The 26943-nt window shown below is 34.3% G+C and carries 17 protein-coding genes, 1 tRNA gene and 5 pseudogenes; 5 read left to right on the forward strand and 18 right to left on the reverse strand.

All coding sequences use genetic code 11. From position 1 onward, the window contains the following. The first annotated feature begins 53 nt into the window (after positions 1-53). The 5 genes and pseudogenes from ASE40_RS07075 to ASE40_RS07095 all read left to right on the forward strand — a co-directional run bounded on the left by ASE40_RS07075 (position 54) and on the right by ASE40_RS07095 (position 3104). The gene (locus tag ASE40_RS07075; RefSeq protein WP_057116260.1) at positions 54-299 is read left to right on the forward strand and encodes a hypothetical protein; all 246 of its coding nucleotides are present in this window, start codon (positions 54-56) and stop codon (positions 297-299) included. Positions 300-686: 387 nt separating this feature from the next. Then, entirely contained in the window at positions 687-1127 is a 441-nt protein-coding gene (locus ASE40_RS07080) for a KTSC domain-containing protein (protein ID WP_057116261.1), read from the forward strand. Positions 1128-1388: 261 nt separating this feature from the next. Continuing rightward, a complete protein-coding gene (locus ASE40_RS07085) occupies positions 1389-2150 on the forward strand; it encodes a DUF4369 domain-containing protein (RefSeq protein ID WP_057116262.1) in 762 nt (253 codons plus the stop codon). Positions 2151-2168: 18 nt separating this feature from the next. Then, a pseudogene (locus ASE40_RS07090) lies at positions 2169-2555 on the forward strand (TlpA family protein disulfide reductase); the annotation flags it as partial. Between the two features lie 465 nt (positions 2556-3020). Next, positions 3021-3104 (forward strand) — tRNA-Tyr (locus ASE40_RS07095). 508 nt (positions 3105-3612) lie between these two features. On the opposite strand, the gene ASE40_RS07105 is transcribed toward ASE40_RS07095, so the two are convergent. The 18 genes and pseudogenes from ASE40_RS07105 to ASE40_RS07190 all read right to left on the reverse strand — a co-directional run bounded on the left by ASE40_RS07105 (position 3613) and on the right by ASE40_RS07190 (position 26910). Next, complete coding sequence (locus tag ASE40_RS07105; RefSeq protein WP_057116265.1) at positions 3613-3834, reverse strand: hypothetical protein; 222 nt, start codon at positions 3832-3834, stop codon at positions 3613-3615. A 1133-nt stretch (positions 3835-4967) separates the two neighbouring features. Further along, positions 4968-5141 carry an IS6 family transposase gene (locus ASE40_RS21855; protein ID WP_057116266.1) on the reverse strand — a complete coding sequence of 58 codons (174 nt, stop codon included), beginning with the start codon at positions 5139-5141 and terminating at the stop codon, positions 4968-4970. 117 nt (positions 5142-5258) lie between these two features. Next, entirely contained in the window at positions 5259-6602 is a 1344-nt protein-coding gene (locus ASE40_RS07115) for a metal-dependent hydrolase family protein (RefSeq protein WP_057116267.1), read from the reverse strand. Positions 6603-6746: 144 nt separating this feature from the next. After that, positions 6747-8455: pseudogene (locus tag ASE40_RS22490) on the reverse strand (amidohydrolase). Between the two features lie 142 nt (positions 8456-8597). Further along, a pseudogene (locus tag ASE40_RS07125) lies at positions 8598-9563 on the reverse strand (fasciclin domain-containing protein). A 141-nt stretch (positions 9564-9704) separates the two neighbouring features. Next, positions 9705-9821, reverse strand: a pseudogene (locus ASE40_RS22585) (IS6 family transposase); the annotation flags it as partial. 210 nt (positions 9822-10031) lie between these two features. Continuing rightward, a pseudogene (locus ASE40_RS07135) lies at positions 10032-10698 on the reverse strand (IS6 family transposase). Between the two features lie 125 nt (positions 10699-10823). Continuing rightward, on the reverse strand, positions 10824-11969 hold the full coding sequence (locus tag ASE40_RS07140; RefSeq protein ID WP_057116269.1) for a serine hydrolase: 1146 nt from the start codon (positions 11967-11969) through the stop codon (positions 10824-10826). A gap of 30 nt (positions 11970-11999) precedes the next feature. Beyond that, complete coding sequence (locus tag ASE40_RS07145; RefSeq protein ID WP_057116270.1) at positions 12000-13019, reverse strand: LacI family DNA-binding transcriptional regulator; 1020 nt, start codon at positions 13017-13019, stop codon at positions 12000-12002. A 219-nt stretch (positions 13020-13238) separates the two neighbouring features. Beyond that, positions 13239-14501 (reverse strand): MFS transporter, encoded by a 1263-nt coding sequence (locus ASE40_RS07150; RefSeq protein ID WP_057116271.1) that lies wholly within the window; start codon positions 14499-14501, stop codon positions 13239-13241. A 42-nt stretch (positions 14502-14543) separates the two neighbouring features. Then, positions 14544-15929, reverse strand: a complete 1386-nt coding sequence (locus tag ASE40_RS07155) for a sugar porter family MFS transporter (protein ID WP_029273669.1) — start codon at positions 15927-15929, stop codon at positions 14544-14546. Between the two features lie 43 nt (positions 15930-15972). Continuing rightward, entirely contained in the window at positions 15973-17073 is a 1101-nt protein-coding gene (locus ASE40_RS07160; protein WP_057116272.1) for a DUF4434 domain-containing protein, read from the reverse strand. 42 nt (positions 17074-17115) lie between these two features. Further along, positions 17116-17997 carry a hypothetical protein gene (locus ASE40_RS07165; RefSeq protein ID WP_057116273.1) on the reverse strand — a complete coding sequence of 294 codons (882 nt, stop codon included), beginning with the start codon at positions 17995-17997 and terminating at the stop codon, positions 17116-17118. Positions 17998-18011: 14 nt separating this feature from the next. Then, a complete protein-coding gene (locus ASE40_RS07170) occupies positions 18012-20333 on the reverse strand; it encodes a glycoside hydrolase family 20 protein (RefSeq protein WP_057116274.1) in 2322 nt (773 codons plus the stop codon). A 21-nt stretch (positions 20334-20354) separates the two neighbouring features. Beyond that, entirely contained in the window at positions 20355-22598 is a 2244-nt protein-coding gene (locus tag ASE40_RS07175; RefSeq protein WP_057116275.1) for a GH92 family glycosyl hydrolase, read from the reverse strand. A 1-nt stretch (position 22599) separates the two neighbouring features. Next, entirely contained in the window at positions 22600-23799 is a 1200-nt protein-coding gene (locus ASE40_RS07180) for a hypothetical protein (RefSeq protein ID WP_128414947.1), read from the reverse strand. A 106-nt stretch (positions 23800-23905) separates the two neighbouring features. After that, on the reverse strand, positions 23906-25036 hold the full coding sequence (locus ASE40_RS07185) for a glycoside hydrolase family 10 protein (protein WP_057116277.1): 1131 nt from the start codon (positions 25034-25036) through the stop codon (positions 23906-23908). Positions 25037-25089: 53 nt separating this feature from the next. Continuing rightward, a complete protein-coding gene (locus ASE40_RS07190) occupies positions 25090-26910 on the reverse strand; it encodes a hypothetical protein (protein WP_128414948.1) in 1821 nt (606 codons plus the stop codon). Positions 26911-26943: the final 33 nt, after the last annotated feature.

The following is a 26943-nucleotide window of genomic DNA, read 5'->3' on the forward strand; positions in this document are numbered from 1 at the left end:
TAAAACAAACATTAATTGCTTACCTTTGCTTCGTAATTTCAAAATAAAAAAAGATGTCTAAAGATTCACAACAAAAAATGCCGCAAAAAGGAGTTTTTACAGGTATTATAGAAAAAGATGAAAACAATAATTATTTCTGTGGCGAATATCTTTTAGATTATAAAATGGTTCAATCTAACTTTAATGTCGGCGATTGGATTACTATAAAGTCAATTATCGAAAATCCAAGCGATATCAGCTACAATAAATATCCAAAGAAATCAAGAAACTTCGATAAGGCTAATCATAAGCCGGAATAGTTCTTTGGTTTCAGGTTTCAAGTTTCAAGTTTCAGGTTTCAGGTTTCAGGTTTCAGGTTGGAACGTTTAATTTTTAACGCAGAGAACGCAAAGTTTTTTTTATCTAAAGGATGTTTAAAACACAGAGTTCGCAAAGCTTTATCAATACAAAGCTTTGCGAACTCTGTGTTTTTGTTTTATTCAGAATCTTATAAAACTCTTTGTGCGCTTTGTGGTTAAAAAACGATCAGTACATCACATTTCCATTAACTCTTAACGATTCCGTAAAGAATATTTTTTCGATCAAAACTAAAAAGTTAAAAAAAAGTGTACCTTTGCAAAAAATTTGTCGATTTGAACTAATTAATATCGATTTCAAACTAATAGACAAGTAGTTACCTTTTATTTATGAAAAAAATAGTTGAATACCGCAAGTTACTAAACGTAGAAAAAACTGCAGAGTTAAAAGAGTTAAAAACAATTTATCGTAATGCAATGAAAGAAGCGCATCCTGATAAATTTCAAGGAGATGACGCTGGTCTAAAAGCTGCAGAAGAAAAAAGTAAAACTATCATCGAAGCTTACCACTTTTTAGTAAGCATTCACCCTGATACTATTAAACTTAATTTACCTGAGTACACAGAAACAATTTCAACTTGTACAATTACAGATTATAAATTTGTTGAAGGTCGTTTAATCATTGACTTTTCTAACGGAAGCGTTTACGAATACATTAGTGTTCCTAAAGCAACTTACGTTAAAATGGTAAATGCTGATTCTCCTGGAAGATTTGCAAAAAGACATATCTTAAACTCTTTTACTTGGAGAAAGAAAACAAATCAAGAATAGTTTTTAAACACTATATTTACAAAAAAGCGCTCTATTAAACGAGCGCTTTTTTTATGTCAAAAAATTAAAAATTTGATTATTAAGATTTAAAATTAGTTTCTAGTTAAGAGTTTTAAATCAAATTAAGCCAACAAACACACTGATTCAATGGGTTTTAAGGCTAAAAAAACTATAACAAAATTTTAGGTTACAAAATTCTGTATGTTTTATAATTTTAGATACTTTTGTTGCACAAATCAATTAACTAATTAATTTTTTATAATGAAAAAAATACTTTTTGTACTTACAGCTTCTGCAGCTATCATTTCTTGCAGCAAAGTTAAAGATGGAGAATACCTTATTACAGGTACAGCTACAGGGATTGAAAACGGGAAAACTATTATTTTACAAGGTGCAGATCCTGCTACAAGAATGCCAGTTTCTCTTGATACAGTAAAAGTTGAAAATGGAAAATTTGAAATAAAAGGAAAAGTAACTGAACCAGCTTTCCATACTTTGATTTTACAAGGAGCTAATGGTCCTATTCCATTGATTCTTGAATCAGGTGAAATTAAAGTTACAATTGATAAAGACAGTATCCAAAAATCTAAAGTTTCTGGAACTTACAATAATGATGAGTATGTATCTTTCATTGAAGATATTACAAAAACTCAAAAAAGCTTAATTGATTTTCAGAAAAAGAATAATCAAAAAATGCAGCAAGCACAGCAAGCTCAAGATACAGCAGTTATCAACAGCTTGATGAAACAATACATGGAAATCCAGAAAGAAGTTGGAGAAAACAGCAAAAAGAAATATTATACTTATGCTGAAACTCATCCAAAATCATATATCTCAGCTATTCTTATTCAAAATTTATTGAATGATCCAACAGCTGATACTAAAAAATTAGAAAGTCTTTACAATTCTTTAGATGAGTCTTTGAAAAAGACTACTCCTGGAAAAGAAATCAAAACTAGATTTGGCCAAGCAAAAATGCCATCTGTTGGAGCTACAGCTGCACCAGTGGGCAGTGCTAAATGAAGAGCAGATTTTTCGGCTCCTAATCCAGAAGGAAAAGTAGTTTCACTGAAACAAAGTTTAGGTAAAGTAACAATCGTAGATTTCTGGGCTTCATGGTGTGGACCATGCAGACAAGAAAATCCTAATGTTGTAGCAATGTATAAAAAATTGCACCCAAAAGGATTAAATATTGTTGGAGTGTCTTTAGATAAAGATGCTGCAAAATGGAAAGAAGCGATTGCAAAAGATGGCTTAACTTGGACACATGTTTCAAACCTAAAATTTTGGGACGAGCCAATTGCAAAACAATATAATGTTGAATCTATTCCTGCAACTTTTATTCTTGATGCCTCAGGAAAAGTGGTTGCTCAAGACTTAAGAGGTCCAGAATTGGAAGCAAAAATCGTAGAGCTTTTAGCTAAATAATAGCATTTTCAGAATAAATAAAAAATCTCCCTCGTGGAGATTTTTTTGTTTTATACCCAATATTGAAAACTCATTAAAAATAGCAAAAGTTTTAATTAATCAGCCCTTAGAAAACGATCTGCATATTAAATATGTTTGTGTTTTTTTTAAAGTCAACACTAATAAACAAAACAGAATTTTTGATCAACTTTACTCTTGATTTATGAGGAAAATCAGTAATTATAAATTTAAATCTATGCTGTAAAACATAAAAAAACGGCAATCACACATTAAGAATAATCCTATTTTATTGAATAAATAAAAAAAAAGTCCCAATTAAGCTTTTTTTATTTTCTTCACTTCCAATGAATTAAAAAATAACTTTAAAATAACTTAAAATTAAGTGCTTTTTTTGTTTGCAAATGTAGAAAACGTTGCTATCTTTGCAACCGCTTAGAACAACAAAGCGCAACAACACAAAGCTGAGGGGAGATACTCAAGCGGCCAACGAGGGCAGACTGTAAATCTGCTGTGTGAACTTCGCAGGTTCGAATCCTGCTCTCCCCACCAAAAGGCCGAAAAGCCGGAAAACTGAAAGTTTTCAATCTTTTCAAAAAGCCTTAAAAAATGTCTTAAAGCCAGTAAATCCGATGATTTACTGGCTTTTTTGCTTTATGGGCTGTTTTTCAATATTTATAAATGCTCACAAAATTAAAGGTGCAGAATCGGGGCACTTTCCGGCGCGCAGAAAAGTGCACCAGAAACAGCTAAAATCCCTTATATTACAGGGGTTAACGAGATTAACGACTTGATTTGGCAGTGATATTATTCTACATTTATTAACTTAAAAAGTAAGATTATGTTGGAAAGCAGTTTTGGTTTGGGATTCTTTTTGAAAAGACCCAAAATAGAAAGTAGAGAATGGATTGTGTATTTCAGGATTTTAGTTATAATAATTTTTTCCTCTGATATTGCCGTGGTCGGGAAGATCCTCTGGTCTTCTTCCTTTTCGTTTTCCATAGGTATCTTATCCAGACTATTTTCTAAAATGTTCTGTATGGTTTTAAAATTGTAAATCTTAAAGTCCAGAGCACGTTTGCAGGAATTTTGCTAATCTTTCTGCAACTACTTTCTTTTCAAAAGACAATATGCCTAAACAGCTCTTATAGGCCTGCTCGGGGTGGTTCCTGCTTTCTATTATCTGCATAATATATTCTCCTACTGCCGGATCAATGCTGTTGACCCAGCCAATAAACCTTAAAGCATTCCACTGTGCTACAAACTGATGCGTGCTTGCCATATGCTCGGGATTTGTGGTATAGATGTAAGGCTTTGGATTTCCGATATGGGTGGCTGTACGGTTGTATTTGAAGTATATTTCAAAGTAGAGTTTGTGTACAGCAGCTTTACTTTTTTCTTTAGATATTGATAGGGTACGCTGTAGTAGTTTTTATCCTGGCTTAACTGAACGTGCCCATTCTACATTACTGTTGCCAGAGACTGGTATTTAATCTCAAAGCGTTCCAGAGGAAGAGGCTACAGTTCATGTCTTTCATCTTCCATGAATAGTTCAAAACGAGAGTATGGTCTTCCGGTAAGTTTCTTGTTGTTATGGGCATCGAGCAGATTTCATATTTCCTGGTTCAGGTCTTCTATGCTGAAGTATTTAGAGTCTTTCAGATTTGCATAAATTCTTCTGTAAAGTATCTTGACTGCACCCTCGACTAAAGATTTGTCTCAATCACCAGCCTTATGATTCATATGCATCACAGGGTTGACCTTGTTGCTCCAGTCTTTGAAGCGATTCCTAAATTGAGTTACTCTAAGACCATCGGGATGAGTTTCAATATATTTTTCCCAGATGGTCTGTATGGTGATACCCACCTTTTTTAATTCCCGTTCCATTTGAGGAAAATAAGCATACAGATCTTCGATTCTTGAGGAAAACAACTTCTGTCGGACCCTGAGAAAAAAGTTCGTCCAATTCGGTGTCAGTTTTCTTGTTTACGGTTTCCAAGCTTAATCCAAGCACTTCAAATAAATAGATATATTTTTTTACAGTATTTCTGGATAAAGATAAATATCGGCTTATAAACAACTTGCTTTTGCTGTTGCAGTGCAACTTAATGACTTTTCTGATTTTGTTCATGTCTAGTTTGTTATTTGCCATAGTCTGTAGTTTTTATACAGATCCATGGTTTAACAACATGAAAAGAAGTAGTGTTTGGTGGTCAATTTGAACCGAAACCGGATGCTCAGTTTATTGAAAAGTGGTAGTCAGTTTGATCCGAAAGTGGTGGTCACTTTATGCTGAAAAAGCGTGGTCAATTTGACCGTTTTTTCCAAATAACACGATATCCCTTTTACTTTGATATATGTCTCATCCAATCTCCAACTAGACCCTACTCTGCCTTTTTTCTTATTCATCTTTGCCTAAATCAAAGGTGCAAACTTATAAACCCAGTGCTGGATCGTGGCATGATCCACAAGCACTCCTCTAATTTTCATTATTTCTTCAACATCACGATAACTAAGTGTAAATCTTAATTTGAAATACACTGCCTGCAGAATGATATATTTTGGATAACAATGACCTTTAGTATTCATTTTTTATTAGTTTTGAAAAATCAAAAATAAAACTTAGTCCTAGATTCGACAGAACCAAACTTAGCTTTAGAAGCGAGAGAATTAAAGAACTCATAGGCTATGAAGTGCTATTTTTTTTTATCTTTCAATTAATTTATTCTTATAAATTTTTCCATCCTTTATAATAATTTTAAAATTTGTTTCAGGATCTTCTATTAGACGAATATTCTCCAAAGGGTTACCATCAATTAGAATTAAGTCCGCATATGCTCCTTCTGTAATCTCTCCTAATTTACCTTCTTGATAGGGGCTTCTTTTTCCGCTCATGGCTAATAATTGAGCATTGTCATATGTTGCCATTTTAAGAACTTCAAAAGGCGTATACCATCTTGTCATTTTTGAGAGCTGTTTTCCTTGTTTCATTGCTAATGATTGGTCAAATAAACAATCCGTACCCCAAGCTGTCTTTATTTTATATTTTTTAGCAAGTTTATAAGCATTATCTGTTCCCTGAGTCATTTCAAGCTGTTTTTTTCTATTGGCTGATCCAGCAGGAAAAGGAATAGCTTCCTCATCATCTAAAAAAGGCTGAAGACTCCACCAAATTCCTTTTTCAGCCATTAATTTAGCAGTTTCTTCATCTGCAAGCTGGCCATGATCAATACATTTTACACCAGATTTAATGGCCGTCATAATAGCTTGAGGGGTATAAGCGTGAACTGTAACATAGGTTCCCCAATTTTCTGCAGCTCCTACAGCCGCCTTAAATTCAGCTTCCGTATACTGGGTAACATCCAATGGATCGTAATTGGAAGACACGCCTCCCCCGGCCATTAATTTTAATTGTGTAGCTCCCTGCCTTAATTGTTCACGGCTCCGCATTAATACCTGATCTTCACCATCGGCTAGTGCAGCCATTCCATTAATTTCCATATAAGATAATTCCCCTAATTTTCTTGGGACATCAGTAGGCATGCCAAAATCTCCATGGCCCCCAGTTTGTGATATAAATGCTCCGCTTGCAAAAATTCTGGGACCAACTACTATTCCCTCATCAATAGCTTTATGTAATACCAATGCCCCTCCCCCTAAATCTCTTACGGTTGTAAAACCTCTTAATAGTTGTTTTTCAGAGCAATTTGCTGCAAATAGCGCTAAAAAGGCAAACTCAGAAGTAAGTGCTTTTGCCTGAGGAATTGATTCCAGCATGATATGAGAATGTGCATCAATCAAGCCCGGAATTATATATTTTCCCTGCCCGTCAATAATCTGAACTAAACCACTTTTATCTGTTTCAATAAATCGGGTGGAAATGGTCTTTATTAAATTATTTTCAATAAGAATATTTCCTTTTGATAACTTATTGTCTTTTCCATTGAATATGTAGACATTATTTATCAGGATTTTTGAAAGTTGCAGATTACTTTGTGCATTAGCTGAAAACACAAGTATTACGAATAAATTACATAAAATCTTTTTCATACATATAATTTTAAAATTTATTAAATTATGTGTGAATAGGCAAAAACTTAAATTAATTATACTCCTTATAGTAATTACAATCATATATGAAGTAGTATTTAGAATCGGAAAAAAAACTTTAATTTAGGATCTTAGATTACTATTTTAATTTTTAAAAATAGATTTCCCTTCTTTTATAGTTTCAACTATCTTAATACCTTTAATTTCAGCAGGATTCACTTTTAATGGATTATGATCCAAAATTACAAAATCAGCAAGTTTTCCTTTTTTAATAGAACCTTTACCATTTTCTTCAAAATACTGATAAGCAGCCCAAATTGTTATAGATCTTAAAGCGTCGTAGACACTAATTCTTTCATCGGGTCCAATTATATCACCTGTCCTGCTGATTCTGTTTACTGCTGAATATACAATCATTATACTGCTTGGCAGGGCAACCGGAGCATCATGATGTTCTGTAAAAATCATTCCTTTTCGAAGGGCTGTTCCAGCCGGTGAAATTCGGTATGCTCTTTCTTTACCCAACGTTTCATCTCTGTGCCAATCTCCCCAATAATAGGTATGCATCCCGAAAAAAGAGGGAATAATCCCCAAAGATTTCATTTCATCTAACTGGTCAAAACGTACGGTTTGTGCATGTATGGCAACGGAACGCCTGTTTTTTTGCCATATAATTTTGCAGCATGTCTTACTGCTCTAATGTATTGATCGATGGCAGCATCTCCATTACAGTGTGCTAAGATCTGCCAGTTATTTTTATAGGCTGAATCCACCAGCGCCGCGGCGTCACTTTCTTTTGAAAAGGCTGGATAACCTGCGTAAGTTTTTAACTGCCCTGGCGGCGGATTAATGTATGGTTTTGTCAGCCATGCTGTTTTGCCTTGCGGAGATCCATCCAGTGAAAGTTTTACTCCTGCAATCCTGAAATGATTTTTATATTTATTTTGAATGCCATTTTTTTTCAAATAGGTCATTTGGGTCTGGATGTCCGGATAAGCAGCGACGTCAATTACTAATTTATTATTATTGGCAAGTTTTAGCCATGTATCACAAACATCTCTTGTCGCCCTGCCTTCCTGTGCTGTAGTAAAACCAAATCTCACATAAGATTTTAAACCCGCTTCAGCAATTTTTTCATTAGCCTGATGATCCAGTGCAGCCATCATTTTGAAAAGGGGTATAAACATGGCCATTTCCTCCAATACTCCATTAGGTTCTGTAGTTCCTTCTTTTCTTCTTATTACCCCTCCGGCAGGATTTTCTGATAGTGAATTGTAACCTGCAATTTCTAAAGCCTTATGATTCAAAACAGCCAAATGTCCTGATTGATGTATAATCATTACTGGTATCTCAGTACTCACTTTATCTAAATCATCGGCTGTAGGAGGTAGTTTCTCTTTCAACTGGGCATCATCATAACCAGAACCAATTATCCAGCCATATTTACCAATAACATTTTTGTTACTTGACTTCCAATTATTCAATAATGAAATAATTGCATCGATATCATTGCACGCACCATCAGGTGCAGGTAGTAAATTAGCTGATAATGCCTGAAAACCAGCATTCCAGAGATGACCATGCGCATCTATGAAACCTGGGAGCATCGTTTTCCCCTTAATATCCTTCATCTCTGTTTTATGCCCCTGAAACTTTTCAATTTGATCGATCGAACCCGCAAAGATTATTTCTCCCTTTTTTACCGCAACTGCTTGAACATATTTAGGATGATTTCCCTCCATTGTTAAAATATCTCCACCAAAATAAATGGTATCAGCAGAATCATCCATTTCCTTTTGGCAACTTACTAATATAATAAGCGACAACAGTAATAATGCTATTTCATTTTTCATTTTGAAAAGGTTTAAGAAGTAACTAGTTTTACAGTTAAATATTACAATAAGATATAGAAGCGATTAAGAAACTAATTCTAACTTAATCACTTTATTAAAACTTTAATTTTCAATTGCCTGCTTGAAATACTTTTTATTGCAATTAAAATTTAGGCAACAAAACTTTATCCAGCACATGAATTATTCCATCTGAACATTGCACATCTGTCGCAACTATATTGCTTATTCTACCGCTGGCATCTGTAATTTTTGGGCCTCCAGTTAATCCAATTGTAAAGTTTTGTCCAGCAACCTATCCATTTGTTAGAGATGATGATTGAACATTTGCTCCAGCAACTACATGATATTTTAAAGTTGTTTCAAGAACATTAGCTGGAATAGCAGTAAGTCCTGAAAATCCAGTTTCTGTTAAAAAACTCGAAAAAGCTGTATTTGTAGGAGCAAAAACAGTAAATGGTGAGCTGGCTGTTCCTGATAATATTCCTGCAAAACCCGATGCAGGATTATAGGTCAACGAAGCTACGAGAGTTGTAAAGTTCTCATTGGCAATAGCATGATTCACAATAGTAGGAAGCCCAATAACTCCGTCAACTACATGAATAACTCCATTCGAAGCTTCAATGTCCGCAGTTGTTACTGTACCACCCCCATTTGTTTTCCCTCCATTAATATCAACAGTTGATCCCTTTTCGATATACATGCTAATAGTGTTTGAAGTTGACGCACCTCCTTTTGCTAACGTTTTAACATAACCCGTTGCAATTTCGGTCGATTTGACTTTTACACTTAAAACATGATTAAGTAATATTTCCTTTTAAGCAGCTACAGGAACTGCATCAAGATTGGCATAACCTTTAGCAGACAAAAAAGCACTAAAAGCAGTATTAGTTGGCGCAAAAACGGTATAGGAACCGGAAGAGTTCAAGGTTGCGGTTAGACCTGCTTTTTCCAAAGCAGCAACCAATGAGCTAAGATTAGGATTTGCTTTAGCAATAGAGACGATTGTTTGAGGTTGCTCAGATGAGTCATCATCATCATTATTACATGAAATACTCAGTAAAGCAATTAACGCAAAAAAAGCAATTAATTTAAATTTGATTGTTTTCATAAATATTTTTTTTTCACACAACTAAGATAAGAAATTTTGTTTAACAAAACATAAAAAAACTTAAACAAAATTATTGATTTGATATCTCAACAATCTCATATACTACTAATTATTATGGTTCTGTCGCATCTATCAGAATCAAATATAAGTCGATTCAAAACTTTTAAAACCTAACCCGTTTTGTCTTCGCCATCTTATAAATCGATGGTCCTGTTCTACAATATTGTTGAGATATTTACACTGCCGGATTTTAATCTTTGAGAATGAACGTTTGTTATAAACTTTGATCGCTGCGATATATGTCTCATCCAATCTCCAACTAGACCCTACTTTGCCTTTTTTCCTATTCATCTTTGCCTCAAGCAAAGGTGCAAACTTATAAACCCAGCGCTGGATCGTGGCATGATCCACAAGCAGGTTCTGTCGCATCTGTCAAAATCAAATATTAAGGATTTAATAATTTAAAATTTAGGCCGCCAATTTAAAGAATGATTTAAACATAGTTATCCCTGGTCTAACCATCTGATTCTTCCTCAGCATATGCACAACTTCAATTCCGCTCAATGTTTGTCTGGCCGATTCAAAACTTTTAAAACCTAATCCGTTTTGTATGCGCCACTTGATAAAACGATGGTCCTGTTCGACAACATTGTTAAGATATTTACATTTCCGGATTTTAATCTTTGAGAACCAACGCCTGTTATAGACTTTGATAGCTGCTGTATTTGAGCCGCTTTTATCAATGTTTATTACTCGTGGCTTGCAGTTATTACTAATTGCCTTAATTAAAAAAGACTGAGCGCTCATTCTCTGTCTTTTTCTAGTCAAAAGAAAGTCAACCGTATTGCCTAGTCTATCCACTGCCCTATATAAATAACCACCAAATACCTTTTACTTTTATATAGGTTTCATCCAATCTCCAGCTTGCCAACACTTTGACCTTTCTCTTCTTCATCTCTGATTCAATGAAAGGCGTAAATTTATAAACCCACCTTTAGATCGTAGCATGATCCACAAACACTCCTCTAATCTTCATTATTTCTTCAACATCTCGATAACTTAAAGTAAACCTAAGCTTGAAACATACCGCATGGAGAATGATTGACTTTGGATAGCAATCACCTTTAGTATTCATTTTTTATTAGTTTTGAACAGCTAAAGATAAAACTTAGTCATAGATGCTACAGAACCGTTTTCTTATATTGTAAAAGGTAGTATTTTTTTATTTGCCAACATTTATAAAAATAGCAGCGAGAATGACTACAAATTATTTCCTTTTTTTTCCTTTAAGTTCAAATCATAGAAAACTCTTCCAAGTTGAGCAAGAAATGGCAATCCTACCGTATCATATTCATAAATGTCATCATTAAATATCTCATCTTTATTAACCAGTAAGGTTGCGCTGATGATGAATTCAACTTTATTCACCTCATCTATTATATAAGCACAATCTATTAGTGTACCGTAAGCGTCACCAACTTTATTATATATTTTTATGTTGCTCGGTATAGGATCTTTTGTATCGCCAAACATAAAAAACTTGCAGTAGCTATCGTAATACTCTTTTGGATCAAAACCTGCATTTCTGGGTAAATTCTGCATGTTATACAAAAGAAGTTCTCTATTCTCTGCCGATAACTCAAAACGTTCTTTGCTTGAAAAATTATCAGGAAAAACAATTCTTTTCATAATTCCGTGTAATGTTTCTAAGGGAAGATAATTCTTTCTGCTAAAATCCATAGGAGAATTAATCAATTTACCATTTTCGTAATATCCTTTGCCCTTTGATGTTTTATTCAGTTTTAAAGGCAAAATTTTACTGTCGCTGACACTTGGAATGATGATGTTTCCACCATCTTTCTTGTAAAACGTTATCCCTTTGGTTTCTGCTGCACCAGAATTGGTGGTAGATAAACGGTGACTTATCCGAACTTTTTTTAATCCTTTTTCTCTCAGCTTGCTGTTAAGATAATCCCGTCCCATAAATTCATAAAAATCATTACTTGCCTCGTTTGAACTTACAGCAAAAATTTTACGCAAATCATCTGAAAAGGATAACTTGGTTGAATCATTATTTATAGTGAAAACAGTATTTACGTCAACCCCTTTCATAGCATTGAGCTTTTCCAACGCCAAAACTGCAATAGGAAGTTTAACTGTACTAGCCGGGTAATAATAATTTGAAGCATCAACATTGTATTTATAATCCTTTAAAATAACTTTTCCGTTATTTTTTCTCTTTACCGAAGTATAAACAATTTGGAGCCCATACAATTCAGACTGGTTTGCAACTTTCTTTATAATTTCGGAATCACTCTTTAAGACCTGATTGATTGGATTATTATTTACTGACTTACAGCCTGAAAAAAAACATAGAATACTTAATAACAAAAAGAATCTTTTCATAAGGTTTGTATTTAGAAAGAACCACTAAAATTATTTAGATAGAGATGAATCACGAATAATTAATTCAGTTTTTAATATGCTTTTATGAAATGATTTAACCTCATCTCTATTCTCTAGAAGAGACAACATTGTTTCCATTAGCTTGGCAGAGATCTCAGAAAGCGGCTGAGAAACACAGCTAATAGAAGTTGGACACAATCTAAACATATCATGATCCTCAAAAGAAATAATGCCGAGTTTTTTCAATAAAACATAATCATTTTCTTTAAAAACTTCCAATCCGCTTTGAGCAAGATAATTAGTTGAAAAAAAAACAGAATCCAAATTAATATTTTTAACAAAAAAATCTCGTATATATTCTTTTGCTTCCACAAGTTTATTTTCTGGAATCTTAAGGATGTTTGGTTTGAGCCCACATTCAAAAATTGCCTGATCATAGCCATTCAGACGATCTCTCATTTGAGACTGGTTTGAAGTTGTTGTAATAAAACCAATATTCTTAAAACTATTTTTAATTAAATGTAAAACCGCATCATTTGAAGCTCTCACATTATCAATACCAACATAATTGCATTGCAAATCCTCAAAAAACCTGTCCATCAAAACAACTGGGATATTATAATTTATAAGATCCTCAACCGTATCTTTTATACCTGGAGAAGGAACAATTATAAACCCATCAACCTGTCGAAAATTAAACAAATCTATAAGTTCTCTTGACTTCTGATCATTATTTTCGTTACTGCAAAATATAACTTTATATCCCTTTTTGTAAATCATGTCTTCAAAAATCCTAGCAAGCTTCGAGAAAAAACTGCTTGAAATGTCTTCGACCATGAAGACTAAAATTTTTGATCTTCCTGTTCTAAGGCTCTGCGCAATTTGATTTGGCTTGTAGCCGATCAATTTAGTATAATCCAATACTTTTTGAGTCATTTTTTTTGAAATATGTTTTTCTTCCGCTTTGCCATTTAGCACGAAAGAAACCGTTGATATTGAAATATTCAAGTGATCGGCAATATCTTTTATAGAAACTGGTTTACTTTTCATTTAAAATCATTTAGATCTTTTAGTATAAGAATATTAAAAAGGAAGGCATTACTACCTTCCTTTTACATTAAATTATCACACAAACAATTTTCATCAATAATCGACAAGCAAAAATTAATTTACTAAAAAACACTTTATTGAATCCAACTAGTGCAATTGGTAACCAAACCCTTAAACCACTCAAATTGGTTAGTGAAATAATTTAACATCAAATTTTTGTTATGCTTTTTCAGAATAATCTAAGTCTACATGAAAGGTTTCTTTGAGCTTTGATAAGGCCAGCAATGAAATTGATGACAATAGAGTTCCTACTACCATTGCTGCGCAGATAATATCACCGTCAAAAATGTAGTCTCTAAAATAAGAGTAAACTAATATTATTAAGGGCAGTGAACCGCGTACAAAATTTGGTGCAGTAGTCGTAACTGTTGCACGGATGTTGGTTCCAAACTGCTCTGCGGCAATTGTTACAAACAAAACCCAATATCCAACAGAAACGCCCATTAAAAGACAAAGGAAATAAAATACATTTGCAGAAATCCCCGCAACGTTTAGATATACAAACACCATTACTAAATTGAAAGCCAAAAACCAGTACATTACTTTTTTTCTGCTTTTCAGCAATTGGCTCAAAAGTCCGCTGGCAATATCTCCAAAAACCAAACCTGCATAACAAAATGCAATTGCCTTTCCCGCTTCAATGGTCTCGGCTTGCGGTATGTTTAGTGCTTTTGCAAATTCAGGTGAAAACGTAATTAATACGCCAACCAAAAACCACAAAGGCATTCCAATCAAAATACAGTTTATGTATTTAAAAAATCGTTTTCTATTAGTAAACAATGACAAAAAATCACCTTTCTTTTCATTCTCCTCTTGAACTCTTTTGAAAATTCCTGACTCGGTAATACTAATTCTTAAAAACAATAATAAGATTCCTAAAACTCCTCCTGCGTAATAACATAAGCGCCAATCCTGAAAAATTTCATAAATAATATAGGCTGCAACCGCTCCAGAAACTCCAACAGAAGCTACAATCATAGTTCCGTAACCACGTTTTTCTTTCGGAAGGGATTCTGCCACAAGTGTAATTCCTGCTCCAAGTTCTCCTGCTAGACCAATTCCTGCAATAAGTCTCCAAAAAGCATACGCTCCAATTGTGTCCACCATTCCGTTTGCAATATTTGCAACCGAATAAATAAGTATCGAACCAAATAAAACAGAAATTCTACCTTTTTTATCGCCTAAAATTCCCCATAGAATACCGCCAAAGAGCATTCCGAACATTTGCATACTAATTAAATATTCTCCCTGATTCCGAATGGCATCGCCTGTTATTCCTAAGTCTTTCAAACTGTCTGTACGGACAATTCCGAATAGTAAAAGATCATATATATCAACAAAATAACCTAAAGCAGCCACAATAACGGCAGCATTTAAAATTGACTTTGGTTCTTTTGCCTGAAGCTTTGAAAAGAGTTTCATAATTGGTTTTGGTTTGATAGTGTTTATAGTAAGTACGATGGTTTAATGTGCAATCCAAATATCTTCAATTTCTTCTAAAGATTTTCCTGTAGTTTCAGGCACATAAAAACGTGTTATTAATAGATACGGAATACACATTACGGCAAAAATCCAAAACGAAATTGCCGGACTTAATGATTCTAATAATACCGGTGTTAATTGTCCGATAAGATAAGAACCTATCCAAAGAGAGAAACCTGCCATTGACATTGCTAATCCTCGTACTTTTACCGGATACATCTCAGATATTAAAACCCAAATAACTACACAGATTGAAATAGCACAGAAGAAAATGTAACCAATAATTAAATACAAGAGAATATTCGGATTCTTGAATCCTAAATAAAAATAAGACCCGATAGCAATAAGCATGGCAAACATTCCTGTTACTCCTATATACACTAATTGCTTTCTTCCGATTTTATCAACCAGATACATTCCTAAAACTGTAGATAATACGTTTACAACACCAATTACAATCTGAAAATCTAATGATCCCTGAGATGCCATTCCGGCTTCTTTAAAGATAATTGGTCCGTAATAAAAAATAACATTTACACCCATGAATTGTCCTAAAATGGCAAGACTCATTCCAATGAATAAAGCGGTTCTATAGCCAGGCTGGAATAAAATTCTCCAATCCGATTTTTCTTTATTTGAAATTGATTTCTTTGTATTTTCTATCTGCTCTTGCGCTTCTTGAGCACCAAATAACTTTGTTAGAGTTTTTTCGGCTGCAGCAAGATTATTTTTAGAAATCTGCCATCTCGGACTTTCTGGTATAAAAAAGATAATTAGGAAAAATAAGAAAGAAGGAACTCCGCACAATCCTAACATTCCTCTCCAATATTCTGTCTGAAAAATGACTTTTGCCCATTGCGCCTCAAACTGACCTGACATAGCCCAGCTTAAAACTTTTGCATTGGCAAAATAAGAGGCAACAATGCCAACTGTAATAGCCAATTGATAAAGCGTTACCAATGTTCCTCTGAAACGTGCCGGAGAAACCTCAGATATATATAACGGAGAAACAACAGAAGCTACACCAATCCCCATTCCGCCAAGTATTCTAGCCCAAATAAGCGCTTCAAAGCTATTCACAAACATACAGCCAGCTGCAGAAATTGTAAATAAAGTTGCTGCCAGAAGCATCGTCCATTTACGACCTAAAACATCTGATATTTTTCCAGCAAAAGCAACTCCTATAATAGAGCCTATTAATGCACAGCCCACATACCAGCCCGTTGAAACATTATCTAATGCAAACTGTTTGGCCACCTGTTCGATAGTTCCGGATATAACCGCAACATCGTAGCCGAAAAGAAATCCGCCGATGGCACCTATTATAGACAGGAAGATTATATATTTAAAATTCTCTTTTTGATTCATTTTTATTGGTCGTTTTGGTTAATTAAAATTATAATCTTCATTTTTATTTGATTCCGAAATACTCTTTATATCGATCGTATAAATGTCCTGCCTGTAAATAAGCAGACTGCGGACTCATAAAATGCGAAAACTCAAAAGTGATTCCTTTTTGATATCCCGCTCTTTGAGCCGCTTCAAGTTTTAATCTCAATTTTTCAAATTTGATTGGAAAAAATTTAATTGGCATATCTCTGTCAAAAGTTTCAGCATTTGTCCAGCATTCTAAACCATATTTATCTCCTAATTTTTTATTTACTGAGAAAAAAGCGTCTAATTCATCATAATCAATATGTCCATCCTGAAACGCGCACGCATCAACTGCACCTTTGATTCCGTCAAATATTTCGCCCCATTCTTTTTCATGTTCCTGAACCGAAACTGCATCTTCTTTAGATAATTTGCCTGATGCTGCCATTACTGCTTTTTTACCGTCAATCCAAGGCGACATAAATGTTGGCAATCCGCCGGAAACATCTTTACATAGTTGCCCTAAAGTTCTGAATGATTCTATCGCTCCTTTGGTTTTACGGCTGATTTCTCCACTTAAATACCAGCCGGCAAAACTTTTATAGTGTCCATATTTTTTCCAAACTTCTTCGATCACAAATTTATTGGCTTCGATTTCAGTCGTCATATCTCCTGTATCCCAATAAACTCCAGAATCGTATAATCCGAAGTAAAATTTCATTTTATGTTTATCTGCCAAACGTAAGTACATGTCTAAAAGATCTACACCTGGTTTGTAACAGCCTCTTTTATTGATTAAATAATCTGAATTGTAAGTAATGAATTTTCTATAACCTGAACGAATCATAATAACCGTATCAATACCTATGGCCTTCATGTGGGCAAAATCTCGATCCCACTCTTTTTCTCCCCAATTTTGATGCGGAATATCATGTGAAATTTCGTCTAAGAAAGTTCCTGTAATTCGTAATGCATTTCCCTGTGGAACTAATAATTCCGGACGTTCTTCTGTAATTATTGCCGGTTTTTCAACATCTTTTATAGACGAATTACTCTCAAAAGAACTCAATAATGGAATACTCACTGCAGATGCTGCTCCCAATCCTAATTGGCTCAAAAAATCTCTTCTGGTTTTCATTTTTTTATGTTTTTATAGCTTAGTAGTTATTTTTTTTAAATTTTATCTAGAACCAAAAATATCAATTGATTCTCCGCTTTCACCAAATGAACTTAAATTAAAGTAGCTTTTGGCAGGACATTGCATATCTGTAAAGCGTTTCGTATGCATTGGCGCTTTTACAACATTTCCATTTACAGAACGAAATAAAAAGGTTTCAGTCCATTTTGCTCCTGTCACTTTTGCTGTTGTCGGCTGGGCTGGTTTTCCTTCATTTGCTACCTGATCAATTGCATTTACACGTTTGTATTGCGCCATAAATTTTGGATCGTAACCATCAGCATCAAAGATTTGCTCATATTTTTTGCCAGCGCCTTCAACAATAAATTTTATTTTTTTAGCTTCGATCAACTGAATACTCATTGTAACCGTTTCTCCAGAATACCAATAATATTTGGCTTCGGCAGGCGCATTCATGTAAAGTGAGGTCTGACCAGATTTATAGCCTGTACGGCGCAAAAATGGACGAAATGCTTTATGTTCTTTACTAATAGAACCATCTTCTTCACGAATGATTTCCCAAGTTAAACCAATATCTGTCTCCTGCTCATCAGAGTTTCCTCCTAAATAGACTGATGCATTATCTAAATAAGCTCCAGGTTTATTAGGGTTTGTTCTTGAAGGATCATATGTTAAAACTGGAAGCGTAACCGTTCCTCCAATTCCTAACCAAAAATCTTTGCTGGAATATGCTTTTCTATAATAAGCTCCTGCAAAACAAGGGCTTGAAGGAGCAGGCAAAATTTCCTTCTCAAATTTAGTTTTGATTTGTTCTTCTATACTCACTTTTACAGCTGGTTTTGACTGCGAATTGCTCTCTGAACAGCCAGCCAGAAAAATCATGGATGAAAGTGCGTATATTTGAATTAAATGGCTCTTTTTCATTGTATTTTATGGTGTTACTTAATAGTAATTTCGTCTACAAATAAAAATGTAGGCTGTCCAGCAGAATAATGCCATTCTGGAATTTTCTCAAAAATTGGCGCTTTGATTTTTACATATCTTGCTTCCTGCGAAGCAAAAATGGCCTTTAAGTTTGTAATCTTTGGGCCGTCACCTTTCTCTGCAATTTTTAAATCTTCGCTATGAACCTGTGTAAAATTTATTCCGTCTGTAGAAACAAAAACCTGAAATTGTTTAGGGCCAAAAATCCAGTCGTTTGGAGAGGTAAAAGTGTTCATGCTGACTTCTGTTACCTGTTGAACAGATTTTAAATCTATAGTGGCTTCAAAATCGTCTTTATAAAGCGCTATCCAATCTCCGGTACTGAAAGCTGTGGTTCCTGTTCTTCCGTCTACCAATGTTTTTCCTCCATTAAAACGATACCGTTCGACAGGTTCATTTTTTAATACGATTGGCTTTGCAGTTGCTTTGTTGAATTCAAACTTTTTGGTAAAAACTTTACTGGCATAATTTTCCGAAATAACTGCTGCTTTTACAGTCACAGCGTCATTGATAATTATACTTTCTGTATATTTTTTACTTTTTATAGTTGGTTCAGCACCATCTAGAGTGTAATAAATTGGAGATTTACTTGATGTTTTTAAGTTCAGAATCAATTGACCATTTTCGGTATCTACTATATATTCTGGGGAAACCTCCAAAATATGTTTTGCATAATTGTAATTCAGCTTATCATAGATTTTTAAAAAATCTGATAATCGATTCAAAAAATCACCATAATTCTTTTTATCTGCATTTGTCCAAACTACTTCACTTAAAGCGGCAAGTCTTGGCAAAACCATATACTCTGTCTGTGCATCGGTATTAATATATTCTCTCCAAATATTTGCCTGCGCGCCTATGACAAGTTTTTTTTCATTTTCGGTCAATCCGTTTGGAATTGGTTCGAAAGAATAAACGCGTTCGATATTTGTAAAACCTCCAATTGCTAAAGGTTCTGAAGCCGCATCGGTACTTTGATAATAGTCAAAATAAACATGCGAACTTGGTGTCATAATCGCTTTATGACCTTGTTTTACAGCATCTACTCCTGCCTGGGCACTTCTCCAAGACATTATAGTTGCATTTGGTGCAATACCGCCTTCGAGTATTTCGTCCCAACCAATTACTTGTTTTCCTTTGGCATTTAAGAATTTTTCAATTCTGGACATACAATAACTCTGCAGCTTTTCTTCAGCACTATGGTGACTGTCTTTCTTCAAACCTAATTCAATAATTTTGGCTTGGCATTTAGGACACTTTTCCCATCTCTTTTTTGGGCATTCGTCTCCTCCAATATGAAAATATTTCGAAGGAAAAAGCGGAATCAATTCTGAAAAAATTCCTTCTAAAAAAGTAAAAGTTTGTTCGTTTCCAATGCAAAGAACATCATCTGAAACTCCCCATTTTTTATACACTTCATAACCTTTCCCAACACAGCCGAGTTCCGGATAAGATGCCAATGCTGCAACCATGTGGCCTGGCAGGTCAATTTCAGGAATAATCGTTATAAAACGATTTTGCGCGTAGGCTACCACTTCTTTTATCTGTTCCTGAGTATAAAATCCCCCATGAGGTTTTCCGTCATAAACTCCTGTCTGTTTTCCTACTTGAGTTTCGTTTCTAAATGCACCTATTTGCGTTAATTTTGGATATTTTTTAATCTCTACGCGCCATCCCTGATCATCTGTTAAATGCCAATGAAAAGTATTAATATTATGCAAGGCCAGTAAATCAATATATTTTTTTACAAATTCTACCGATGCAAAATGGCGGGCAACATCCAAATGCATTCCGCGATACGCAAATCTCGGATAATCTGTAATTTCAACAGGCGGAAGTTTAATTTGTGATTTGGTTTCATTTTCCAGCAGTACTTTACGCAAAAGTTGAACACCATAAAAAGTGCCGGCACTTGAAGCTCCGTTTATAAGAATTTGGTTTTGATTTACCGAAAAATTATACGCTTCTTTATTTTCGTTTTTATAGGTGTTTTGCAAAACGATTCCTTTTCCCTTTGGAGCTGATACCGAAACAATAAGTTGTAATCCGTTTGATAATTTTATATATTCTGATAAAAAAATAGCAGTTTGCTTTAGATTTTCATCATTTTTTGGATAATATATTTTTAAATCAGAACTAAGAACAAAAGATTGGCCTTGCTTTTCTTTAATATCTTGAACTAATGGAATAGTTTTGTACAAATTGTATTTATCTGTCTGGGCAACGGCCAAACCAATTTTAAAAAGACAAACTATGTAAATTATATATATCTTCATGCTAAATATATTTTATGAAACTTACTTATTAGGAATTTTATTGGTCATTTTAAAAACCAATTCTCCACCCGATGCAATCTGATCGTGTGCAAAAAATAAAGAATTCAACGTTTTTCCGTTCAGGGTTACCGATTCTACATATTTATTTTGAGGACCATTGTTTATTGTCATTACGATCAATTTCTTTCCTTTTTCCAAATCGATTGTTACTTTATCAAATAATGGTCTTGAAATCGTGTACGTTGGATCTGCAGGAGCAACCTGATAAAAACCTATGGCATTCAAAATATACCAGGACGACATTTGTCCACAGTCTTCATTACCGCTTAAACCATCCGGAGCATTTCTGTACTGCTCTTTCATGATTTTATCTGCCAATTCCTGTGTTTTAAAAGGTTTGTCGATGTAATTATAAAAATAGATAATATGGTGGCTTGGCTCGTTTCCGTGAGCATACTGCCCAATTAATCCCGAAATATCTGCAGATGCTTCTGATCCTTCCACTTTTGCAGTGGTATTAAAAAGGGCATCAAGATTTTTCTCAAAAGCTTTTTTTCCTCCCATTAAATCAATTAATCCCGGAACGTCTTGAGGTGCAAACCATGTCCACTGCCAGGCATTTCCTTCACAATATGGACTGTTCATATGATCTGAAAACGAAGGATTAAACGGCCCTATAAATTTTCCGTTACTGTCTAAGGCGCGCATAAAACCAGTTTCTTTGTCGAAATATTTTTTGTAGCGCATGCCTCGTTCCGAAAGCCATTTATAGTCTTCTGTTTTTCCCATATCTCTCGCAACCTGCGCCAATGCCCAATCGTTATAAGCATATTCTAAACCTCTTGAAGTAGCAAAAATCACATCTTTATCAGCTGGAATAAAACCCATTTCCTGATTGTATTTTTTCCCTTTCGTCATTAGCCATTCCCAAATAGCAGGATGATTTACTTTTACTCCAGTTGTATCATAAGGTATTGACCGCATCATGGCTTTGTAAGCCAGTTCGGTATCATAACCACGTATATTTTTGGTATAAGCATCTGAAATTACAGATGTAGCGTGCGCACCAATCATTGTTCCTGTATAATTAGCTGCCAAATCCCACATTGGCAACAAACCTCCCTGCTGATATTTTAGCAGAAGTGAATTGATAAATTCGTTTGTTTTAGATGGACTAATTAAATCGATCAAAGGCATTTGTGCCCTGTAGGTATCCCAAAGTGAAAATACAGTGTAATAAGTTCCAGAATCTAATGTGTGAATTTTTAAATCCTGCCCGCGGTATCTCTTGTCAAAATCTGAATAAGTTGACGGATGAATAAAAGCATGATACAATCCTGTGTAAAAAATAGTTTTTTGTTCTTCTGTTCCGCCTTCAATTTTAATTTTTTCCAGCTGTTTTTTCCAAAGTTCATTGGCCTGCTGTTTCGTTTTATTAAAATCCCAATTCGGAATTTCGGCATCTAGATTCTGCAATGCTCCTCTTTCGTCGACAGGAGAAATTCCAACTTTTACTTGTATGTTAGTAGTATTTTCAAAATAAAGAACAGCTTTGATATGATCTGCTTTTAACAGTTTTCCAGATACTGGCATATTATTTTTATACAATTCAACTTTAAAAGGTTTATTAAACTTTGCATAAAAATAAACATAGTCCCTTTTAGACCAGCCTTCTGTCAATCGCATTCCTCTAATTTCAGTATCGCTTACAATTTCTATAGAAGATTCCAAAACCTTTTGATTGTGAAGGTTGTGATGCAAATCAATAATAATTCCGGCTTCTTTAGAAGGGAAAGTATACTCGTGAAAACCAGCGCGTGTAGATGCTGTCATCGAAGCTTTTATGCCATTATCAAAATTAACCGTATAAAAACCAGCTAAAGCCTTTTCATTTTTATGCGAGAAATTCAGCGGATAATATTCTTTCAGACTTCCGTTTTCTAATTGCAGTTTACCAGAAAAAGGAGTAAAAAGAAAATCAGCAAAATCGGTCATTCCGGTACCACTCAAATGTCGGTGTGAGAATCCTAAAATACTGGTATCTTTAATATAATAACCGCTACATGCATCCCATTCCAGCGTTCTGGTATCCGGACTTAACTGCACCATTCCGAAAGGAACTACTGCTCCCGGAAAAGTATGACCATGCCCGCCAGTACCAATAAATGGATTAACATACTGCGTTAGATTTTTTAATTTTTGAGCTGTTGTTTTTATTGAAAAACTCAAAATAGCGAGTAACAGTATCGGAAGATTTTTTTTCATTTTATAATAATGTATTTATATTTTTTTCAAACATTTTCCAGTCTGATTCATTAAGTTCTAAAACATAAGCGTAGCCTTTCTCTGTTTTAGTTTTCTGCCACATATTTACAATTTTTTGCTGATCACTTTGCAATAGATTACCATTTTTATCCCAAATTTCTTTTGTGCACAAACATCCCATTGAAGGAGTCTGTCCATAAAAAATCTGTTTTTTGTAAATTTCCTGATCGATGGTTGTTCCATGAAAATGAATTTCACCTCTTCCTGCTTTTCCTGCCCAAAACGTTTGTTGAATACTTAGATTCGATTGCAACTTTTTTGGAAAAAACTGCATATAATCTTCCAATAGAAAATCCTTTTTTTCATTATTATAAAAAACAGAAGCTTCGCATTCAAAAGGCAAAAACGTAACAAAACTCAAAGTCGGTCCGATAAAAACATTCTCAGATCTGGCAAGACTTTCAATTTTAAATAAACCGGTTGGCGTGTTTCCGTTGGTAATATACATGGGTAGATTGGTTGCGCTTCTTGCCAATTGATCTACTAAAACAACTTTTCCATTTTCTTTTAGTAAAATTCCGTTTTCATCCTGAACAAAAACTTTGCCTGGCAAATCTCTGTTTTTGTGCTGAACAGAGTATAAAAATTTAGTTTTTTTAGTAGAGTTGTATTGTATCAATTCAATAAGATCCGAAATAGAAATAGACTTATATTCAGGTTTTAATTCATTTCGCAAAGCCTGAATTACAGCGTTATCATTATCAGTAAACTTCGTATTTAAAAGCTGTTTAACCTCTTTTTTATTTTGAACTAAATAATGTATTGATGTTGCAAAGATTGAAGCGTTTTCATTTTCATTTTCTGCAATATCAGTCATTTCTAAAACAAAATCTTTTGGAAAACAAGCAAATACGGATTCAAAAATTTTCTTTAAATCGTATTTTGATAACTGTTTATAATTTGATAATGCCTTTTTTAAAACGCTAAAATTCTGTTGTGAACTATCGATTAAAAATGAAGTTGCCCATGCATAACTATTCCAGTTTACAGGTTTATCAAATTTTAGGTAAGCTTCGGCTTGCTGATTGATTATGGAGTCTTTTAGTTTTATAAGCAGATCTGCTCTTGATTTTTTTGATGCAAAAACAAAAGATTGTTGCTGTGCAAAACCAGTAAAGCTCATTAAAAAAATGAGTATCAAAAATAATAGTATATTTTTTTTCTGGCGCATAGTGAACTTTTTCTCTGCTTAGTGTTTATATAAACACTACTGCCAAAATCTATTTCCGGCAGTAGCATTTTTAAAATTATTTTGAAGCGTATTTAGTAGTAAAATATTCTGAATTGTATTTTAATCCTTCAAAAAAGAAGAAAATTTCACCGCTTACATAATTGTTTCGGTTCTCGTTTACCATTTGTTCTAAAAACTGATTAGAAGCATTGTAAGCTCCAGATTGAATTAAAACTCCTGCATACAATTTTGTACGATCTGCACTATTCTTAACATAAGAAACCTGGGATTTTAATGTCTGCGAATAAGCTGAAAAATCATAACGGTAAATCTGTGGAATTACATAATCACAATATTTTTTATCCAGCCATGTTGGCCAGTCCTGTAAATAATTATCCTTTGCCCACGGGTGCACACTTGGCGCCATAGAAACTATAACGTTAGGTTTTGCGGCTTTTACAGCTTTGTATAAATCTCCTAAAAATTCTGTTAGTTTATTAGCTCTCCAATCTTTCCAGGCAGCATCATTTTCATTTGCCGGCGGATCAGTTCCTTTTTCCGTTTTATAAAGCTGCACAGTGTAATCGTCATAACCTCCTTTTATTGGCATTGCTGGGAGTCTGTCATCACCTTGAACTCCATCAACTTCATATTTTTTTACAACTTCCAAAATCAAAGATTTCATGAAATTCTGAACGTCAGGATTAATTCCGTTCATCCATTCAAATCCATTAGATGAAACCAATAAATTTTTAGAAACGTCTTTGGCTGCCCATTGCGGGTACTTCTGTAAAATCACACCGCCCTGCTGTCCATTTGAAGCGGCAAAACCATATTCAAACCATGCATGAACTTTCATTTTTTCTTTATGCGCTTCGGTAATCATTTCCAGCAGGGGATCTCTTCCTGCATAACTTTCCATAATTGGGATCCCAAATTCTTTATTCATGATTTCACTTGGATAAAGTGTTCGTCCTTTATTCCAAACCACAACATAAATATCTGTAATATTCGAATTTTTACAGGTCTGTACTGTTTCTTTTATCGCATTTAAGGAACTTAATGCCGTAGACGCCACATTGGTAACCCAAACTCCTTTTATTCCTTTTGTAGTTTGAACTGGATTGTTTGGGTATACTCTAGGCGGTTCTTCACTATTGCATGAAAAAAACAATATGGCAATAGATAAGATTAATAATTTTTTCATTTTGTATAATTTTAAAAGGAGATTTTCTCTTTTCAGAGAAAATCCCCAAAGCTTTATTGTTCTAATTTATATACAGCTAGTTTATCGTTTGTACCATAATACAATACGTGCAGTTTACCATTTATTACTGCAAAATCTGCATCGGTAGTATTATTAGCATTTGAAACGGCGGCTCCTGTCACTTCTAAAATTGGACTTTCAAGCGCTGCTACACTTGGAGTTGTATAATCTACTAGTCTGAAAACGTGTTTACCGCCAATAAGAGAAACATAAGCGATATATTTTCTTCCTTTATAAACAATTGTTTTACAATCCGTAGTTGCTGAACCAGATGTTATTTTAAAAGATTCAGCAAAAGAACTGCTTAATAAATTAATTCCACTATAAGCTGTTCCTGTTGAAGCTCCCACAAATCCTGTATCGTCTGGCTGAACACTATAGTAATTTGCGGTACCAGTGTAAGGGAAAGCTTGTTTGGTTGGCGTTGGGTTTAAAACACCACTTGTAACTTTCCAGACCAGAACTGCGTTATTTGATGCGATTGGAACAGTAATAGTTGCATTTCCGTTCAATGAACCTGAGATATTGATACCTGCACTTCTTGCTGCAACAGCTAAGCCTAAACCACTTTGTGAATACGTAATATATTTTGTTGGCGCAGTATCTGTAATAGAGTTCCATCTAACGATTGATAAAGTAGTTGTTGCAGACGCACCTGCTCCAAGTTGCACTCCAAGAATATTTCCATTGTCGTCTGTAGCTATTTTTCTAATACCTGTAACAGCACCTCCATCAAAGAGACTCCCTGTAGCAAGTCCATTTAAATAATTTCCAGATAAATCGTATCCATTAATTCCAAAAGTAGCAGTTGATGCTGCCAATTGATGAAAAGCTATAACGACATTACCGTTGGTGAATCCTGCTGATGAACCTGCGTTGGCTGCAAAACCAAACTCAGCATGTGATTTTTCTAAAATCGGGTTCATTTTAATTATCGGATTTTTAACGGTGAATTCGCGTTCGATCCCATCTGTTCCTGTTGCTTTTACTTTAAATCCTAATAAAGTATTTACATTAGTTCCTTTAAAATTAGGATCAACTGTATTTCCAAAAGCTGCATTGATTACAACGGTCGCATCTGAGAAATTAGTCAAGTAAGGAACTACTGGCTGAATGATATTTTTATCAGCATCTACTATAATAATTTCTGAAGTTGTGTCTCCATTAATTACCATACTGTTGATTTTTGCCGGACCAACTTTTTCAGAAGTAAACACGACATCGTATTTGTAAATCGTTACACCATCGGCTCCTAAAACTTCTAAACTAAACGGAGCTTTACTAGGCAGATTAAATGTATAATCTTTCTCTGTTCCGTTTACATAATTGTTTAATGTTCCGTTTTTAAATTCGTAAGAAACAGCCAGTTTTGTAATGTCTGTTCCAACCGGAATCTGAACAATAATTGAAGTTTTTCCGAAGAAAATCTTATCTTTTGCAATTGGAAGGCCAGCTACAGTCAAACTCGTTAAACTTGGTGGAGACTGTACAATAAGTTTCCAAACACTGCTCTGTCCATCTTGTCCATAAATGCTAACATCAATTGGTTTTGTCAAATCGCGGTTAACATTATTTTCTGGAGTTACTACGGTTCCGTTTGATACTAAAATTTCTGTTTTAACGTCTTTAAGGTTTGTACCTGCTGGCAAAACAACCTTTGCCTCATTCATATCATTCTGCGCAATGTTGTATAAAACATTATTCAATTTAACGGCTACAATCCTGGCCGATTGATAGCTGCGATCGTCTTTAAAACTATCATCACATGAGGACAATAGAATAAGACTCATAAGCAAATAAAATATTTTTCTCATTTTTCTATGTTTATATTTTTTACTTCGATTAAC

The sequence above is a fragment of the Flavobacterium sp. Root935 genome (assembly GCF_001429295.1).
In the GTDB taxonomy this organism is placed as follows: domain Bacteria; phylum Bacteroidota; class Bacteroidia; order Flavobacteriales; family Flavobacteriaceae; genus Flavobacterium.

Excerpts from the sequence above, each read along its gene's own strand:
- ASE40_RS07185 (WP_057116277.1), bottom strand. The coding sequence starts at position 25,036 with ATGAAAAAATTATTAATCTTATCTATTGCCATATTGTTTTTTTCATGC.
- ASE40_RS07080 (WP_057116261.1), top strand. The coding sequence starts at position 687 with ATGAAAAAAATAGTTGAATACCGCAAGTTACTAAACGTAGAAAAAACT.
- ASE40_RS07170 (WP_057116274.1), bottom strand. The coding sequence starts at position 20,333 with ATGAAGATATATATAATTTACATAGTTTGTCTTTTTAAAATTGGTTTG.
- ASE40_RS07175 (WP_057116275.1), bottom strand. The coding sequence starts at position 22,598 with ATGAAAAAAAATCTTCCGATACTGTTACTCGCTATTTTGAGTTTTTCA.
- ASE40_RS07145 (WP_057116270.1), bottom strand. The coding sequence starts at position 13,019 with ATGAAAAGTAAACCAGTTTCTATAAAAGATATTGCCGATCACTTGAAT.
- ASE40_RS07140 (WP_057116269.1), bottom strand. The coding sequence starts at position 11,969 with ATGAAAAGATTCTTTTTGTTATTAAGTATTCTATGTTTTTTTTCAGGC.
- ASE40_RS07075 (WP_057116260.1), top strand. The coding sequence starts at position 54 with ATGTCTAAAGATTCACAACAAAAAATGCCGCAAAAAGGAGTTTTTACA.
- ASE40_RS07085 (WP_057116262.1), top strand. The coding sequence starts at position 1,389 with ATGAAAAAAATACTTTTTGTACTTACAGCTTCTGCAGCTATCATTTCT.
- ASE40_RS07160 (WP_057116272.1), bottom strand. The coding sequence starts at position 17,073 with ATGAAAACCAGAAGAGATTTTTTGAGCCAATTAGGATTGGGAGCAGCA.
- ASE40_RS07150 (WP_057116271.1), bottom strand. The coding sequence starts at position 14,501 with ATGAAACTCTTTTCAAAGCTTCAGGCAAAAGAACCAAAGTCAATTTTA.
- ASE40_RS07165 (WP_057116273.1), bottom strand. The coding sequence starts at position 17,997 with ATGAAAAAGAGCCATTTAATTCAAATATACGCACTTTCATCCATGATT.
- ASE40_RS07155 (WP_029273669.1), bottom strand. The coding sequence starts at position 15,929 with ATGAATCAAAAAGAGAATTTTAAATATATAATCTTCCTGTCTATAATA.
- ASE40_RS07190 (WP_128414948.1), bottom strand. The coding sequence starts at position 26,910 with ATGAGAAAAATATTTTATTTGCTTATGAGTCTTATTCTATTGTCCTCA.
- ASE40_RS07105 (WP_057116265.1), bottom strand. The coding sequence starts at position 3,834 with ATGGCAAGCACGCATCAGTTTGTAGCACAGTGGAATGCTTTAAGGTTT.
- ASE40_RS21855 (WP_057116266.1), bottom strand. The coding sequence starts at position 5,141 with ATGAATACTAAAGGTCATTGTTATCCAAAATATATCATTCTGCAGGCA.
- ASE40_RS07115 (WP_057116267.1), bottom strand. The coding sequence starts at position 6,602 with ATGAAAAAGATTTTATGTAATTTATTCGTAATACTTGTGTTTTCAGCT.